Annotated in this window: 17 protein-coding genes; 5 read left to right on the forward strand and 12 right to left on the reverse strand. The window is 52.4% G+C overall.

Annotated features, from left to right (window positions below):
* Window positions 1-152: 152 nt before the first annotated feature.
* From MPHASIOC01_RS23685 to MPHASIOC01_RS23710, 6 genes are read right to left on the reverse strand one after another with little or no spacing between them, the layout of a single operon-like run.
* The gene (locus MPHASIOC01_RS23685) at window positions 153-1,667 is read right to left on the reverse strand and encodes an ABC transporter substrate-binding protein (RefSeq protein ID WP_064598602.1); all 1,515 of its coding nucleotides are present in this window, start codon (window positions 1,665-1,667) and stop codon (window positions 153-155) included.
* On the reverse strand, window positions 1,648-2,685 hold the full coding sequence (locus MPHASIOC01_RS23690) for an ABC transporter ATP-binding protein (protein ID WP_353613411.1): 1,038 nt from the start codon (window positions 2,683-2,685) through the stop codon (window positions 1,648-1,650). Before MPHASIOC01_RS23690 ends, MPHASIOC01_RS23685 begins: the two co-directional genes overlap by 20 nt.
* Window positions 2,685-3,668, reverse strand: coding sequence for an ABC transporter ATP-binding protein (locus MPHASIOC01_RS23695; RefSeq protein WP_353613412.1), 984 nt, complete (start codon window positions 3,666-3,668; stop codon window positions 2,685-2,687). The genes MPHASIOC01_RS23690 and MPHASIOC01_RS23695 overlap by 1 nt, the downstream gene beginning before the upstream one ends.
* On the reverse strand, window positions 3,665-4,516 hold the full coding sequence (locus MPHASIOC01_RS23700) for an ABC transporter permease (RefSeq protein ID WP_353613413.1): 852 nt from the start codon (window positions 4,514-4,516) through the stop codon (window positions 3,665-3,667). Before MPHASIOC01_RS23700 ends, MPHASIOC01_RS23695 begins: the two co-directional genes overlap by 4 nt.
* Entirely contained in the window at window positions 4,513-5,451 is a 939-nt protein-coding gene (locus MPHASIOC01_RS23705; RefSeq protein ID WP_353613414.1) for an ABC transporter permease, read from the reverse strand. The genes MPHASIOC01_RS23700 and MPHASIOC01_RS23705 overlap by 4 nt, the downstream gene beginning before the upstream one ends.
* Window positions 5,451-6,350, reverse strand: a complete 900-nt coding sequence (locus tag MPHASIOC01_RS23710; RefSeq protein ID WP_353613415.1) for a proline iminopeptidase-family hydrolase — start codon at window positions 6,348-6,350, stop codon at window positions 5,451-5,453. Before MPHASIOC01_RS23710 ends, MPHASIOC01_RS23705 begins: the two co-directional genes overlap by 1 nt.
* A 219-nt stretch (window positions 6,351-6,569) precedes the next feature.
* Between MPHASIOC01_RS23710 and MPHASIOC01_RS23715 the strand changes: the two genes are divergently transcribed.
* The 3 genes from MPHASIOC01_RS23715 to MPHASIOC01_RS23725 all read left to right on the forward strand — a co-directional run bounded on the left by MPHASIOC01_RS23715 (window position 6,570) and on the right by MPHASIOC01_RS23725 (window position 8,925).
* Window positions 6,570-7,322, forward strand: a complete 753-nt coding sequence (locus tag MPHASIOC01_RS23715) for a LuxR family transcriptional regulator (RefSeq protein WP_064598591.1) — start codon at window positions 6,570-6,572, stop codon at window positions 7,320-7,322.
* Window positions 7,323-7,406: 84 nt separating this feature from the next.
* Window positions 7,407-8,300, forward strand: coding sequence for a proline iminopeptidase-family hydrolase (locus tag MPHASIOC01_RS23720; RefSeq protein ID WP_064598589.1), 894 nt, complete (start codon window positions 7,407-7,409; stop codon window positions 8,298-8,300).
* A gap of 202 nt (window positions 8,301-8,502) precedes the next feature.
* Window positions 8,503-8,925 (forward strand): DoxX family protein, encoded by a 423-nt coding sequence (locus tag MPHASIOC01_RS23725; protein WP_064598587.1) that lies wholly within the window; start codon window positions 8,503-8,505, stop codon window positions 8,923-8,925.
* A 51-nt stretch (window positions 8,926-8,976) separates the two neighbouring features.
* Here MPHASIOC01_RS23725 and proP read toward each other — a convergent pair whose 3' ends face one another.
* The gene (gene proP / locus MPHASIOC01_RS23730) at window positions 8,977-10,479 is read right to left on the reverse strand and encodes a glycine betaine/L-proline transporter ProP (protein WP_353614975.1); all 1,503 of its coding nucleotides are present in this window, start codon (window positions 10,477-10,479) and stop codon (window positions 8,977-8,979) included.
* 419 nt (window positions 10,480-10,898) lie between these two features.
* On the opposite strand from proP, the gene MPHASIOC01_RS23735 reads away from it, so the two are divergent.
* Entirely contained in the window at window positions 10,899-11,087 is a 189-nt protein-coding gene (locus tag MPHASIOC01_RS23735) for a hypothetical protein (protein ID WP_353613416.1), read from the forward strand.
* A gap of 60 nt (window positions 11,088-11,147) precedes the next feature.
* Here MPHASIOC01_RS23735 and MPHASIOC01_RS23740 read toward each other — a convergent pair whose 3' ends face one another.
* From MPHASIOC01_RS23740 to MPHASIOC01_RS23760, 5 genes are all read right to left on the reverse strand, one after another.
* Complete coding sequence (locus tag MPHASIOC01_RS23740; RefSeq protein WP_082917880.1) at window positions 11,148-12,284, reverse strand: ABC transporter substrate-binding protein; 1,137 nt, start codon at window positions 12,282-12,284, stop codon at window positions 11,148-11,150.
* Between the two features lie 130 nt (window positions 12,285-12,414).
* Window positions 12,415-12,672, reverse strand: coding sequence for a hypothetical protein (locus tag MPHASIOC01_RS23745; RefSeq protein ID WP_064598583.1), 258 nt, complete (start codon window positions 12,670-12,672; stop codon window positions 12,415-12,417).
* Entirely contained in the window at window positions 12,653-13,465 is an 813-nt protein-coding gene (locus tag MPHASIOC01_RS23750; RefSeq protein ID WP_064598581.1) for an N-acetyltransferase, read from the reverse strand. The genes MPHASIOC01_RS23745 and MPHASIOC01_RS23750 overlap by 20 nt, the downstream gene beginning before the upstream one ends.
* Window positions 13,466-13,978: 513 nt before the next feature.
* Window positions 13,979-14,620, reverse strand: coding sequence for a TenA family protein (locus MPHASIOC01_RS23755; RefSeq protein WP_353613417.1), 642 nt, complete (start codon window positions 14,618-14,620; stop codon window positions 13,979-13,981).
* On the reverse strand, window positions 14,620-15,462 hold the full coding sequence (locus MPHASIOC01_RS23760; protein ID WP_353613418.1) for a BtpA/SgcQ family protein: 843 nt from the start codon (window positions 15,460-15,462) through the stop codon (window positions 14,620-14,622). The genes MPHASIOC01_RS23755 and MPHASIOC01_RS23760 overlap by 1 nt, the downstream gene beginning before the upstream one ends.
* A gap of 26 nt (window positions 15,463-15,488) precedes the next feature.
* Here MPHASIOC01_RS23760 and MPHASIOC01_RS23765 point away from each other — a divergent pair, with 26 nt between their 5' ends.
* Window positions 15,489-16,358: a PfkB family carbohydrate kinase gene (locus MPHASIOC01_RS23765; RefSeq protein ID WP_353613419.1), complete on the forward strand. Its 870-nt coding sequence runs from the start codon at window positions 15,489-15,491 to the stop codon at window positions 16,356-16,358.
* The last annotated feature ends 6 nt before the right edge of the window (window positions 16,359-16,364 follow it).

A 16,364-nucleotide genomic window follows, 5' to 3' on the forward strand; every position in this document is an offset into this window, starting at 1 on the left:
GGAAAAAGCGTGGTTTTTCCTTCTTTTTAGTTAGCAGCCGAAAATCAATAAATTGATTTTCCTGATTTTTTATTGGGTGACATACTATCGTTCTGTGCAGACATGAGGTTTGTCACCAGACTCAAAATGGCGCCATTTTAAGGATAAAACCGTTACTCTTTAACTGTATTTTCCAGGAAGAAACGGCCTAACGGATTCTGGTAGAAACCCTTAATATTCTTACGGCTGACATTACGGTACGGGCTGTAATACAGATCGATCCAGTTCACGTCGGCTTTCGCCATTTTTTGCAGACTGATGTACATCTGCTCACGTTTTTTCGGGTCCATTTCCAGGCGAGCCGCAGCAACCAGCGCTTTCACTTTCTCATTGTGGTAGCGGGTCATGTAGTTCATGTTCGCGTCATGGCCTAGCACAAATGTGGTTTTTTGGTCCGGGTCGAGAATATCGTTGGTCCAGTACATCACAGAAATATCGTAATCACCGGCCACCAGCATGTCCCAGCTTTGGCTTGGATCCACTTTCTGTAAGTTAACTTTCACCCCGGCTTTTGCCAGTTGCTGCTGCAACAGAATAGCGATTTGTTCATCCACTTCATCGCCCGCATTCACCACATAGTTCAGCGCCAAATCCGATGCCCCGGCAGCTTTCAGCATCGCTTTGGCTTTTTCCGGATCATAAGGGCGGCGCAGGTTATCACTGTAGTGGTACAGCGCGCCCGCAGGAATATAGGAATTCGCCACCTGGCCGTAACCAAAAGTCACCGTTTTAACAATTGCGTCTTTATCAATGGCAAAATCCAGTGCCTGGCGTACCGCTACTTTGCCAAGGGCACCGTGAGAATGGTTGATCAACAAGTGATCTTCACGGGTAGAAGGATCCAGTTCAACTGTCAGGTTTTTATCTTTTTGTAAGGAAGCGATGCGCGAAAACGGCACGGTGAGCGCAGCGTCCAGTTCGCCAGCCTGCACTTTCAGCATACGGGTATTATCATCCGGGATGGTCAGCCACTCGACTCCATCCAGGCTGACATCTTTCGCCTGCCAGAACAGTGGGTTCTTCTCCAGAACCACTTTCTCACCACGCACCCACTCTTTCACACGAAACGCGCCAGAGCCGACAGGTTTTTCAGCAAACTCATCTTCCCCTTCCGCTTTCAGTGCTTTTTCTGAAATCACCGAAGCATTAGGCAATGCCAGTTGCGATAAGAAAGGTGCCGCTGGCGCTTTCAGGGTAATAACCAGTGTGCGGTCATCCGGGGTTTCCACTTTAGCGATATTACTGTAGGAATCGCGCCACAGTGATCCTGCGTTGTCCCGAATACGTAACAAGCTGAAGGCCGCATCGTGAGAGGTCAGTGGTGAGCCATCAGAAAATTTGGTATCACGGATTTTGAATGTATACACCTTACCATCGGGTGAGATAGTCCAGCTTTCCGCCACACCAGGTTCAAGTTTGGTGCCGGTCTTATCTACCCGAATAAGTGGGTCGAACACATTGGAAAACACCCAATTATCCGCATTTTGCGCCGATTTAATCGGGTCGAACGTGGTACTGTCTTCACGGCGGCCAATGGTTAAAATACCGGCTGCCTGCGCCAGTTCACTCATGGCGCTCAATGCCAACAATAACCCTGCTGCTGCCAATTTAACGTGCTTGCGCTTCATTCAACACTCCCCCAGTCAACGGAAATACAGTCTCTTCGCCTGCATGAGCTAACACGCAGGTCCAGCTATGGTCGGCAACATGCCGGGTCTGTGGTGGTGCGCCAGTGCAACATTGTGCCTGGGCATATGGACAACGCGGATGAAACGCACACCCGGCCGGAATCGCTATCGGGCTGGGAGGCTCGCCGCCCAATGGTTGGGCAGGGAGCGGTTTATCCGGGTCGATTTCGGGAATCGCGGCTACCAGTGCAGCGGTATACGGGTGGCGCGGATGAGAGAACACCGTTTCAGACGGCCCCTGTTCAACAATACGCCCCAAATACATCACCGCCACGCGGTCACATAAGTGGCGCACAATGGCCAGGTCGTGGGCGATAAACAGAATCGCCAGCCCCATTTTCTCGCGTAAGCTCATCAGCAAATTAATGATTTGCCCCTGAATAGAAACATCCAGCGCCGCCACACATTCATCTGCCACAATTAAGCGTGGTTCAATCGCCAGCGCCCTGGCAATACCTGCCCGCTGGCATTGCCCGCCACTGAGCTGGCCGGGTTTGAATGCCGCCTGCATGGGGCTTAAACCCACCAGCGTCAGCAATTCATCCACTCGCCCGGCAATATTCTCCGTGGGGACTTTGCGATGCACCCGCAGCACTTCGGCAATGCTTTCGCCAATAGTCTGGCGCGGGTTCAGTGATGAGAACGGGTCCTGAAAAATCATGGCAGTTTGCTGGCGCAGGCGAGCTACGTCGCTGCGCAACCCATGGGTAATACGCATACCATCAAACCGTACTTCGCCACTTGCCGGGCGTTCCAGTTGCAACAGCGCCCGGCCAAGGGTACTTTTGCCACTACCAGACTCACCCACCAGCCCGAGTGTTTCTCCTGGTGAAATTGCCAGGCTTACCTGATTAACCGCGTGAACAACGCGCCGCGCGCGTCCCCAACCGCCTCCGGCCGGAAAAGTTACGCTCAGGTTTTCCGCTTCCAAAAGCGGCCAGCTTTCCTGTTTCGCCATTATCCCTCCCGCTGTGTTAGTGGTTGAAAGGGGTGAAAACAGGCCGCGGCATGAGACAGGCTGTTCTGTGTATAGTGCAGTGCGGGTTGTTGCTGGCGACAGGTTTCACTGGCTGCATGGCAGCGCGGGTGAAACCGGCACCCTTCAGGAAAATGGTTTGCCACCGGTGGCTGACCGGGAATGGTTTTCAAATACCCGGCACTGCCTTCACTTTGTGGCTGGCAATCAATAAGGCCCTGAGTGTAGGGGTGCGCCGCGTGGTGGAGCACTTCGCGTTTTCCGCCTGATTCACACAACCGGCCGCCATACATTACTGCGATACGGTCACAGGTTTGCGCCACCACTCCAAGGTCGTGGGTAATCATTATCATCGCCACGCCCAGTTCACTGCGTAAATCGCTCAGCAAACGCAGGATCTGCATCTGCACGGTGACATCCAGCGCAGTCGTCGGCTCATCGGCAATTAACAGGCGTGGTTCTGCCGCCAGTGCAACCGCAATCATTGCCCGTTGCCGCATGCCCCCAGAAAACTCATGTGGGTAATTTTTTGCCCGGTTTTGTGGGTCAGGGATCCCCACCTGGCGCAAAAAATCCAGGGCATCGGCCCGCGCCTGCCTGCGGCTGGCGCCAAAGTGCAGGCGGCGGCTCTCGGCAATTTGCTCACCCACCGTCATCACCGGGTTAAGGTGGCTGGTCGGGTTTTGGAAAATCATACCGATTTCCCGCCCGCGAACACCCGCCATCTGCGCCTCACTCAGGGCAACAAGATCACGCCCGGCAAGGATGATACTTCCCCCGCTAATGCGCAGCCCCTGCCCTGGTAACAAACGCATCAGCGCACGGCAGGTCACTGTTTTACCTGAACCACTTTCCCCAACCAGGCCTAACATTTCCCCTTCAGCCAGACGAAAGCTGATGCCATCCACCAGCGTCACTTGGTTTGCGGTTGTCACGGTCAGCTGTGAGACATCCAGTAAGGTCATACGCGCTCTCCTAACCGGTCACCTAACCCATCAGCCAGCAGGCTGAACCCCATTGCCAGCAGTACAATTGCCAGCCCGGGGAAGGTGGTTATCCACCAGGCGGTGGTAATAAAGCTCTGCCCTTCAGCCACCATCACGCCCCATTCAGCAGTTGGCGGCTGAACGCCTAAGCCGAGGTAACTCACCGCGGCCCCGTTCAGCAGAACCAGAACACAGTCAGACATGGAGAACACCAGTGCGCCCGTCAGCGCGTTGGGCAATAAGTGGCGAAACAGAATACGGGTGTGGCTGTACCCCAGGCTGCGCGCGGCGAGAATAAAATCACGCTGTTTCAGGGTTAACACCTGCGCCCTCACCAGGCGGGCATATGACACCCAGCCCACCATTGCCATCGCAATATAAAAACTGCCGAGCCCGGGACCCAGAATGGCGATGATTGCCAGCATCAGAACCAGGAAAGGAAAAGCCAGGACGATATCAATGACGCGCATAACGACTGCATCCACAACACCGCCCAGGTAACCAGAAAGCGCTCCCAGCACTGTTCCCAGCGAGAACGGGAAAATCACCCCCAGCAGGCAAATTTGCAGATCCACGCGTGCGCCCCACACTACACGGGAAAAAATATCGCGCCCGAAGTTATCGGTACCAAACAAATGAACACCACCAGGAGGGAGCAGGCTCACTGACGGGTCCTGGTTTATAGGGTCGAAAGGTGCCAGCCATGGCGCAAAAATTGCGGCCAGTAACCACAACCCGATAATGCAGGCACCAGCTACCAGCGCGTGCTGGCGCGGAATAAAACGCCGCCGCCACTGCGCCACACTTGCAGACAAGGTCAGGTTCATAGTTTCACCCTCGGGTCCAGAGCAACTGTGAGCACATCCGCCACCAGGTTAACGGTGACCGTCGCCAGTGCAAAAACAATCACCACGCCCTGAACCACCATGTAGTCCCGGCTGAAAATCGCTTTGATAAGTAACTGCCCCATTCCGGGTATGGCAAACACACTTTCTATCACTACCGTGCTGCCAATCAGCCAGCCAATGTTAACCGCCAGCAGGTTGATGGTTGGCACCAGTGAATTCGGTAACACATGCCGCCAGAAGATACGTGATTCCCGCTGGCCCCGTGCCCGGGCAGCCACCACATAATCACTGCTCATTTCCATCAACAGGCTGGCGCGCAGGTTGCGAATCAGCACCGCCGATAACGCCAGCGCCACAGTAAAACACGGCAAAGCCATGTGATGCAGGCGTTCGGGCAGGTCATCGCCATAACCCGAAACCGGGAACCAGCCCAGCGTCACGCTGAACACGATTATCATCATTATTCCCAGCCAAAAGGCAGGAAAACCCAGCCCGGCGGTGGTAAACAAGCGAATACACTGATCCCACACTCCTCCTCTATGACGTGAAGCCATGGCGGCCAGAGGAATGGTAATCAAAATTGCCAACAGGACACTCCCTGCCACCAGCCAGATTGTTGGCTCCAGCCGGGAGCTTATTAACTTCAGGGTATCAACCCGGTAAACAATGGACTTACCCAGTTCTCCATGGAGCAGGTTGCGCAGAAAATAGAGATACTGCACCCATAAGGGTTCATCGAGGCCAAACTGGGCGCGAATACGGGTCAGTGCTGCAGGAGTACTGCGCACACCAAGTAAAATGCGCGCCGGGTCACCCGGGATGGCGCGCACCATGGCAAACGTGATAATGCTTATTCCCAGCAAAACTGGCAGCAATTGCAGGGGGCGAAACAGCAGAAACCGGTAACGGTGCATCAGTCGCCTCCTCCGCTACGCTGCCGTTCAAGAAAATCCAGCAGGACCGGGTAATAGGCCTGGGGTTCTTCATAAAACGGCATGTGGCTACTATTGGGGAATACATGCAGTTCCGCCTGGGGCAGACCCTGCTTCATTTTCATCGCACAGGCAGGTGTCAGTTCATCATGCTGGCCGGTGGTAATCAGGCAAGGCACCTGAATCATGTGCAAATCAGCACTGCGGTCCCAGTCTTTTAAATTACCGGTATAGAGAAACTCATTCGGCCCCTGCATTGTCTCGTAAGGCCCCATATTCCAGTCGTCCAGGGAACGTTTTACCGGGGCAGGCCAGACATCAAGCCGGCAAACATGGCGGTAATTCAGCAAGGTGACTGCGGCCTGGTATTGTGGGTGACTCAGCCAGCCCAGAGCTTCATAACGTTGCATCATCGCAACCGTTTCTGGCCCCAAAGCTTCGCGCAGGCGGTTGAGTTCTTGCACCAAATGGGGCATATCCGCCACCGTGTTTTCGAGGATCAGGCTACGAATCGCACCAGGGTGGTGCAATGCCACTTCAATAGCCAGCCAGCCGCCCCATGAATGCCCCAACAAATGCACTTTCCCAAGATTCAGCGCACGGCGTACTGTTTCAACTTCCTGAACATAGCGCTCCATTGTCCAGAAGCGCGGGTCCTGCGGACGGTCGGATTTTCCCGTCCCCAGTTGGTCAAAAGCCACCACCCGGTAGCCCTGCTGTTTCAGGCAGGAGTGGGCTTCACGCAAGTAATCGCAGGGCAACCCCGGCCCGCCATTGAGGCAAAGAACGACGTCGTCACCTTCACCAAACTCCCAGGCAACCACGTTGTAGCCATTAACCGTAATATCATGGCGTTTATCTGGCTGAATTTCGCTCCACATATTTCCCTCCGGTGCCCGTTATTCAATTCGCGGGTGTTTTCCTTACGCTAACGGCTTCGTCAGGCACTGAACAGTTAGCAAAAATACTAGTTTTGCCTGCCAGGTCAGTACAAAAAACAGGCAATTAATGGCACTGTATTTGCATATAAAGCGTTACAGACTGAAAAGGTTTTGCACAAACCATGCCGTTCACGGCACAGACAGAAAATGGAGGGGAACATGCAACCCGCTATTCAGCACCCTGGTTCATCATTTCCCAATGGACTGGATAATGCGTTCGCTGCGCTTTTTGACCAGACACAGACGCTGGGCTTTGACGCGGTTATTTATGACTACACACCCGTCCCCCGTTCACTGGAAGGGGAATTGATCACGCCGTCATTGTTACGGATGCACAACGTACCGGACGATATGCGCCAGCGCTGGTGCGATCAGGGCTATTACCAGGTTGACCCGGTACAACACTGCGCACTGGAAAGCTGCGCGCCTTTTGTGTGGTCTTATCAACGCCCGGATTACACCTCTCTGCGCGGGCGGCTTAACGACCAGCATAAACCGGTGACTCATTACATGCGTGACCACGATATGCCATGCGGCGCAACTGTACCGCTTCACTTGCCTCAGGGTGGTTTTGTCACCCTGACCGGTATCCTGACCGCACCCCATCAGGAACGGGATGTCATTGACAACCTGGCGCAACTGACCTTTATCGCCCACCGTTTCCAGGAAAGCGCATTCCCGCTATTCGATGCATCAATGCTGACCTGTCGCCATGTCAAACTCAGCAACCGCGAGCGCGAATGTCTTACCTGGTCCGCAGAAGGGCTGACAGCCAAAGAAATTGCCCGCAAGTTACACCGCTCAGTAGCCACCGTAACATTGCACCTGAACACCGCGGCGAAGAAACTGGGAGCCAGTAACCGGGTTCAGGCGGTGGTACGCGCATTGCACTACCGTTTACTGGACAGTTAAGAACTAGCATTTTTACTAGTATTCACTGCATGCGGCTGCGTTCTACCCTGAGCAAACATTCACATCACAGGGTAAACAGCAGCCATGTATACCATCCAAGAAGGCTATGCTCCGTTTCGGGAATACCAGACCTGGTTTCGTATTTGCGGCAGTCTCCATACGGGGCGCACGCCTCTGGTGGTCGCCCATGGTGGCCCGGGTTGTACCCACGACTATGTTGATGCTTTTCGTGATATCGCCCGCACCGGACGGCCTGTTATTCACTATGATCAACTCGGTAATGGTAACTCCACACACTTGCCCGACATGCCCACAGATTTCTGGAACCCGGCACTCTTTCTGGAAGAACTGGATAACCTGCTTAAGCATTTAGGTATTGAACAGGACTATGCGCTTCTGGGGCAATCCTGGGGAGGGATGCTGGCAGCCGAGCATGCAGTACGCCAGCCTGCCGGACTGAAAGCACTGGTCATCGCCAATTCCCCGGCATCTATGGCACTCTGGTTGTCGGCGGCGGCCAGACTACGTTCTGAATTACCACCAGAGGTTCAGGCTACCCTGCTGGAGCATGAAACCGCAGGCACACTGAACAGCGAAGCCTATAAAACCGCCAGCCAGGTATTTTACCAGCGCCATGTTTGCCGACTCGACCCCTGGCCGGTGGAAGTGCGCCGTACTTTTGACGCTATGGATGAAGACCCTACGGTTTACCACGCAATGAACGGACCGACAGAATTTCATGTTATTGGCACCATGAAAGACTGGACGATTATCGACCGGTTAAGCGCCATTAACGTTCCCACCTTATTGATTTCAGGCCGTTACGACGAAGCCGCCCCCGAGGTGGTACAGCCCTTTGCCGACAATATTGCCGGTGCGCAGTGGGTTATTTTTGAAGATTCAAGCCACATGCCTCATGTTGAAGAACGCGAGCAGTGTATGAAAACCGTCAGTAACTTTTTAACCGCCAATTTATAATTTTTAGCGCCAACACCACTCCCTTGCGGTTTCATTGAACAGGATGAAACCGCTACCTGCCAAAATCTGCCTGGTTTTCCCTGCATTCAGGTTGATTTAGCGCAGTTTTTTTCGAGCAGTTCTCCTGCAGAATTAAAATGCGACTCATAATTAATACACTAATTATTTAGCATACTTACCAGGACACTGGAGGGAGGGCATCATGCTCAGGCAACTCAATGTATTATTGGACAAACCCGATACTGGCAAGCTCCTGTTACGCCTGGCTATCGGTTGTATGATGTTGTTTCACGGTATCCACAAAGTGATAGACGGCATTGGGCCAATTATCAACATTGTGGAAAGCCACGGTATGCCAGGCTTTGTTGCCTGGGGCGTGTACCTGGGAGAAGTGGTGGCACCCGTTCTGTTGATAATCGGCCTGCTGGTTCGCCCGGCGGCGCTGGTGATGTGCTTTACCATGTTATTCGCCTGGTTGAGTACAGACCCGGGGCTGATTTTCACCACTACCAAAGTGGGTGCATGGGGGCTTGAAGAGATTGCGTTATTCTTTTTTGGCGGTATTACCATTGCGTTACTGGGGTGTGGCCGGTTCAGCCTGGTGAGCAACCCGGCATTGCGTTAATCGGGTGCGCCACCGCCGGGCAAACTGGCGGTGGCGGGTAATCACACCTGGTTATTCGTTGATATGCGGGTGTTGCTGAACCAGTTTGGTTCGTTTAGCCTGGAGTTCAGCAATTTCTGCATCAATTTCCTCAATTTTCTGCTCAATGTTATCGTGGTGCTCTTTGAGGATCTCTTTGGCTTCCTGAATGTCCGATGCCGCAGGCGTTGCGCCTTTTAACGGTAAATTCGCGGTTTCTTTCATCGTCAACCCGGTAATCAACCCAATCACGGCTATCACCATCAGATACCATGCTGGCATCATCAGGTTACCGGAGGTTTCCACCAGCCAGGCAGCAAGTGTGGGAGTCAGCCCCGCGATTAATATGGAGATATTGAAAGCACTGGCAAGCGCACTGTAACGAATATGCGTGGGGAACATCGCCGGGAGTGAAGAGGCCATTACCCCGGTAAATGCATTCAGTATCACAGCCAGAATCAGCAACCCGGCAAAAATTAACCCAATCACATCGCTGTTAATCAATTTAAACGCAGGAATCGCCAGTACTAATAAGGCAACACTGCCACAAATCACAAACGGACGACGACCAAAGCGGTCACTGAGCAGCCCCATAACAGGTTGCACAAACAGCATCCCAATCATGATGGCGATAATAATCAGCACACCATGGTCTTCCGAATAATGCAGGTTGTGGGACAAATAGCTCGGCATATAGGTCAGCAGCATGTAATAGGTGACATTAGTTGCAATGACTAACCCAATACACGCCAGCAGGCTGCGCCAGTGCTGTGTGGCGATTTCTTTAAATGAAATCTTCGGCCCTTCCTGTAACCCCTGGCGGTCGCCCTGTTCAAGCTTATCGACATGTTGCTGAAAGGCCGGGGTTTCCTCCAGGGCATTTCTCAGATAGAGCCCAATAATCCCAAGCGGCAACGCCAGGAAAAAAGGTAGACGCCATCCCCAGGCCATAAAATGATCCTGACCAACAATGGCGGAAATCAGTACAACCAGGCCAGCCCCCAAAACAAACCCGGCGATCGACCCAAAATCCAGCCAGCTCCCCATAAAACCACGCCGCCGGTCCGGCGAATATTCAGCCACGAAAATGGAAGCCCCTGTGTACTCCCCGCCGACCGAAAAGCCCTGCGCCATTTTGCACACTAACAACAGCACTGGAGCCCAAACCCCAATCGTTTCATAACCCGGAATTAAACCAATACCGAAAGTACTGAGCGACATAATCACTATCGTAATAGAGAGAATTCGCTGGCGACCATATTTATCACCCAGCATGCCGAAGAACAGCCCACCCAAAGGGCGAATTAAGAAGGGAACAGAGAATGTCGCTAAGGCCGCTATCATCTGCACCCCAGGGCTGGCATCCGGGAAAAAGACTTTACCCAGCGCATAAGCAACGAAGCCATAAACACCAAAATCAAACCACTCCATAGCATTTCCTAAAGAGGCTGCGGTAATGGCTTTTTTTAATTTAGCATCATCAATAATAGTGACATCGCTCAGGGCGATTGGCTTAATTTTTTTCCTTGCTCGTATCATTTGTATCCTCTTTTTTTTATTAACTATTTTCCTCTTACAGGCAGGTTTACAGAACCCTGTAGCCGGGAGCGATTACACGCATTCCCCTTACATCACACGTTCAGGTGAATGGTTACAGAATAGCAGATTCAGGGCATTACATTTGCCCAGATAGTAAGCAAACAAAATAACTCTCTAAAAAAACAAAAGAACAACCAATTGAATTTAATGTAAAAAAAATGAAAAACCTGAACATATCTGATTTTGCAAACGTTCACCAGGGGCAGTCTCAAACACCTGAATAAAATAAGGGTTTTATTCCAGCCCAAATACCCATTCCAGACAAAAAAATTACTTCATTTTTGGCGGCAGATAATTGACGGGTATTTAACCGGGATTATCAGAAATAGAATAAATGCCAGACAAGCCAAATATTGATGGTTATTATTGCGCAGACGGTTACCCATTCTGCCTGGTGGCCCGGGCTGCAATCTTCTGCAGGGCTGGTCTCCGCCAGAGGTATGTTGCCAGAACAGGCACAACGTGCAACTCACGAAATCGGGCGCCAGTGGGTACTGGACAGAATCAGCTTTATTGCTGGCAGTGATTTTTCGCCAGATAACTAAGCGTTGTTAGGAATAAACAGAGCAAACCCGCTACCGGCATACCGGAAGCGGGTTACGTTATCAGGGCTGGTAACTCAGGTTAATTGGTGCATCAGGCAGATGCGTAAAGTGGGTTACGATATAGTGGTAATCGGCTGTTGGGTCGATATCTTTCATCGCTTCAGGGTAGAAAATCTTACCCAGGATCTCCAGGCCAATAATATTCCACGGGTGGTTATAGAAGTGGTGGTAAATTCCTGCCACATGCCCGGCCTGCACTGCCGGAATACCAGCGACTGCATTACGTGCCAGTAAAGCATCAAACTTGGTTTTAATGGCCGCCGGGTCCGTATTGTAACCAAACGGGATCAACGGGTTCTGCGCATTACCGCGTTTGGAACCGGTCATCAGGTAAAAATCCGGTTTCATGGCAATAATTTTCTCCGGGTTGATGTACCCACTGGCGCCCGTTAACAAGGAAGAGCCAATGTTACGCCCACCCGCGGCTTCCACCAGCCCACCCCAGCCATTGTGCCCATGGGTAAAGCAACAGGCTCCGGATGTGCCGCCAATACCGGCGATAGGTTCAATAAAGACCTCGGGCTTTTTCTTTTGCACGGCAACAATCTGCTGGAGTTTAGCCAGGCGCTGTTGGTAGAAATCGGTATAGGCTTTTGCCTGTGATTCCCGGTTCAGAACTTTGCCTAACAACGTAATACTGGGCAGCGTGTTTTGTACCGGGTGCAATTCGTAATCAACAAACAATACCGGAATATGCAGCTCTTTTAAGCGCCCAAGCACACCGGTTTGTTCCAGCGCAGGTTTTGCCCGCAACTGCGCAATCATCAGGTCTGGCTCACTGGCAATGACCGTTTCATTATTGACTTCGCCCTGGTCGGAGAACCCCATATCCGGTATTTTTTCCGCTGCCGGCCAGGCCTTACGCAGAATATCCCAGGTTTGTTCATCTTGTTTCTTTAACAAGTTATTCCAGGCAATGACCCGGTGAAACGGGTTATCCCGGTCCAGCAAAGCCAGCGCCATCAGGTCGCGCCCGTCCTGCAAAATAATATGTTGCGGTTCGTGGTTCAGTACAACTGTACGGCCATCGATATCTTTTACGGTTAGTGGATATTGCGTGGCAATCGCCGCGGCAGGAAGCAGCACCAGAGCCATCAAGCAACTGTGCAGTAACCGGCCAGCCCATTGTTTAATCATCTTCAGTCACTCATCCCTTAACAGGTGTACTCACACCCATAACCCATTAGCTGGGGAATATAAATCAGAATGAGAAGTATTATCACAATGAATACATAACTGCAAAGAAACTTAAGGAAAATCTCATCGATTATTGAGTGATTGTTGAAGTCATATCCAGTTCAGGTAACCAGTCAGGTTCAGGATACTGGCATGGCGGCACTGCATTGTTCATTGAGCCAGCAAAACCACAACCTACCGGAACCATGCGGATCCCATACCTTACCTGGCACATTTCCCCATCCCCGTTTTCAACCAGGCCAATGAGAAAAGGAATATCCCCCCTGCAAGGCGGGCAAATAATGCTGACAGCCAGGTACACGCCACACTCAATGGGTTGACATTTCATACTGTATGACAGGCAACAGGCGATACCCGGCACGCAAAAACAACGCAGAAAAATGCTCAGGTACTGAGACTGCCGAAGTAAGGTGCGGATAATGCATCGCCAGGGCAGATAACATGGCACATGCTTCACCCTGGCGGCGGAATTCAGGTGCCGTATAGATAAAACGCAGTTGTGGTACACCGCCCAGTTCACTCACCACCGCGGTACAATGGCCGAGAACCCATGCCTGGCAAGGTAGCCCACAGAGTGTTTCTGGTGCCAGCATCCAGGGAAGGTCCGCCAGGCCCTCAGCACAGACAGCCGCCAGCAACTGGCGAGGATCACAGGTTTCACTCAGCAATGATTCACCAGACAGGCCGTTGCCCTGAGGAGCAGTAAACCCCACCAACCGCTGTGTAATCTGAAACCCCAAAGACTGATACAGGCGAATTGCCGGAACATTGTTAACCAGCACTTCCAGGCATAATGTACGGGCACCCTGTTCCCGAATGCTGCCGAATAACTTGTTCAGGCAAGGCCTTGCAACCCCTTTACCACGCCAGGGTTCCGCCACAGCAAAAGCCGCCAGCCTGGCTCCCCACCCACGGCGCGCCACCAGCCCAACAGCCACTGGCTCCCCCCGGGAAAGCCATACACCAGAATCCGCAAGACAAACACCTTCAGCACTGAAACGGCGCGTAAAAACCGGCTCCGAAAAGGAAACCGGAACGGTGTAGCCAGTAAAGCAGGCATTCAGCAAATCACAAAGTTGTGTACTGCTCCAGGTACTCGCAAGGCTGAATTCCGGTTGCATAGTTCAGTTCCCTTGAATGGAATAGTTCTGTTGAATGGAACAGAGATGAGCATAAGTTAAAGCCGGTCATCTTTCATCTGCCTCCATTGTCATTTTGCGCAGGATTTCTCATTTTTTACTTAGTCTACCTGGCCGTACCCGATTGCGCTTGTTCGCCTGTAGTTACTGACCATATGGGTAAAAAACTTATGCCTCCCCTGGGTGCTTCACGGCAGACCGCAAGCCGGCTGGAAGGCTCTCCACTATACCAAAAGCCCCCAGACAGGAGGCGGATGAGGTGGCGGATGAGCTCCATACCTGAAAAAACACTGGGGCTGGCTGTCGGATGTGGCCAATGCGGGAAATCTTCTGCTGACCCGGCAACTGCATAACCCGCCACAGATGTTTATGGAGAATATTCACAAACCAGCCTGTGCCCGGGCGAGTCATTAGATCTCTTTTTGCCTCAGGCTTTAACCAGCCAGTTACAAACACCCTGCCACGGAGTCAATTCCCCGTGGCAGGGTATTATTTTTAACCCAGCATCGCCTGGTGAAAATCAATTTCCCACGCCAGCACATCCCCATATAACTGGCTGAGCCGCTGCTTTTCCTGCCCGGAAAGCGTTAAACCGCACTGGTCCACTTCCTGTTTTAACCAGCACGCCTGCTGGTAAAAAGCATCATCCGCATGCATAGATAACCAGTCGCGCAGGTCTTCATCGTACTGTGCCCGGGAAGCAGCACGCGCGCACCAGTGGTAATACATCCACTCGGCGCCAAACATCAGAACCATGATATCGGCGTACCCGCCAGTACGGGCGGCCTGTAGCATGCCATCACGAAACCGAATAAACCCGGCAGGCGCGGGTTGCCAGTGCTCAGCAACCACACCGCGCTTTGCCATTACGCGTTCAAACCAGCCAAGTTGAGTATCCACCAGGCCATTCAGCCCCTGGATTAACCGGCGCTGGCGTGATACATCCGGCGCATGGCTCAACCCCTGAGCCAAAATTTCCACCGCACTGAACACAAACTCCCCTTCGAAAACCAGGTAGCGGTGAAAAGCGGTTTCCGGCAAGGTTCCCTGCTCTATGGCCTGAACAAAGGGGTGTTGCTGCATCTCGTTCCATACATCACTATGCCCGGCCAGCAGTTGGTCACTGAATGTGGTCATCAGGCCTCCAGCGCGGGGCGTGCCGCTGCCATAAACTTCACCACCCGTTCACGTTCTACCGGGTTCCACCAGACGCCACCTTCTTTCAGCGCACTGGCAACAATCACGCCCTGTGTACGGCCTAAAATGGTCGCCACGTTGTCCGGCGTCACACCCGAGCCCACCAACAAAGGCAGCGACGTGGCACTGCGAATATCGTCAATTTCACTCAATGTGGCGCTGTCACCAGTACGTTGCCCGGTGGCAATCACTGCATCGGCTTCAAAAAACTCAACATCGCGGGTTAGCTCAGCAACGGAGCGGTCTGCCACAATGGCATGGCTGCCATGTTTAACGTGGCTGTCGGCAAAAACACGAATGTGGTTCGCCTGAAGTTGGTTACGGTAGCGCAGAGCTTTTGCCGCGGCCCCTTCCACAAAACCTTCATTGGCAATATAGGCATTAGCCCACTGGTTAACCCGTACAAAATCGGCCCCGCACGCCAGCGCCGTCGCCAGAGCCGGAATAGCAGCATTAGCCAGCACATTAATCCCCAAAGGAACGGAAAAACGCTGGCGGATATTATCAGTAATCACCGCCATAAATGCCGCTGTTTCCGGGCCAATATCTTCGGGTTTAGAAAAAGGAATATCGCCATGGTTTTCCACAATCAAACCATGAACACCACCTGCAATATAATTTTCAGCGTCACGCAGTGCACGTTCAACAATATCACCAAAAGCTTTGCCATTATATTTTGGCGCACCTGGAAAGGCTTCACAATGAATAACACCAATCACTGCTTTATCTCGTGAAAAAATATCTTGAATTGCGCTCGTTTTTGTTGCTGATATAGAACCCATGTTAACCCTCTAAAAAGGAAGCGGCTATGCATATCTATGTTGCCGGGAATATTACTGTCGATGAAACCTGGCAATGCTCTGCCTTACCGCATAAAGGTGAATCGTTGCACGGAAAAAAAATAATGGCCGATACTGGTGGCAAAGGTGCAAACCAGGCCATTGTTTTATCCCGCTGTGGATTACCTGTAACGTTAATTGCCGCAAGGGGAAATGACCACTACGGAGAATGGATTTACCAACAACTTCAGGCCGAAACATTACAGTTATTTCCAGAAACACCATTAGCTGTTCACACCGACACCTCAATTATTTTCACTACCAATGATGACGACAACGCAATTATTACCAGTTGCGATGCCGCCAGTGCACTGGAAACAGCAACCATTACTGCATTACTGGAAACTGCCCGCCCCGGTGATGTGCTGGTACAGCAAGGTAATTTCACCCCGGAAAAAACCCGGGCATTATTTACCTGTGCGCGAAGCAAGCAGATGCTGACTGTTTTTAACCCTTCGCCTGTCCAGGAGGATTTTCGCCAGTTGTGGCCCCTGGTGGATATCGCGGTGGTAAACGAGCATGAATCCCGTTTACTGCAGCCCGACACCGCTCACACCCTGGTGGTGGAAACGCTGGGTAGCCAGGGCTCCCGGTTACACGCCCACGGCCACACAGAGCATGTTCCTTCGGTGGCTGCCACCGTGGCCGATACCACTGGTGCTGGCGATACATTTTTGGCGGTGATGCTGGCCTCTGCACTGCTGCGCAACACCCGGCCAGATGCCCTTGCCCTGCATCATGCAAGCCAGGCGGCGGCTATCACCATCAGCCGCGCAGGAACACGCCTGGCTTTCCCGAGCAGGGCGACACTGGCGGCGCTACTGGCACAAGCCGGGTAGCGCTGC

The organism is Mangrovibacter phragmitis (genome assembly GCF_040429585.1).
Lineage (GTDB): Bacteria > Pseudomonadota > Gammaproteobacteria > Enterobacterales > Enterobacteriaceae > Mangrovibacter > Mangrovibacter phragmitis.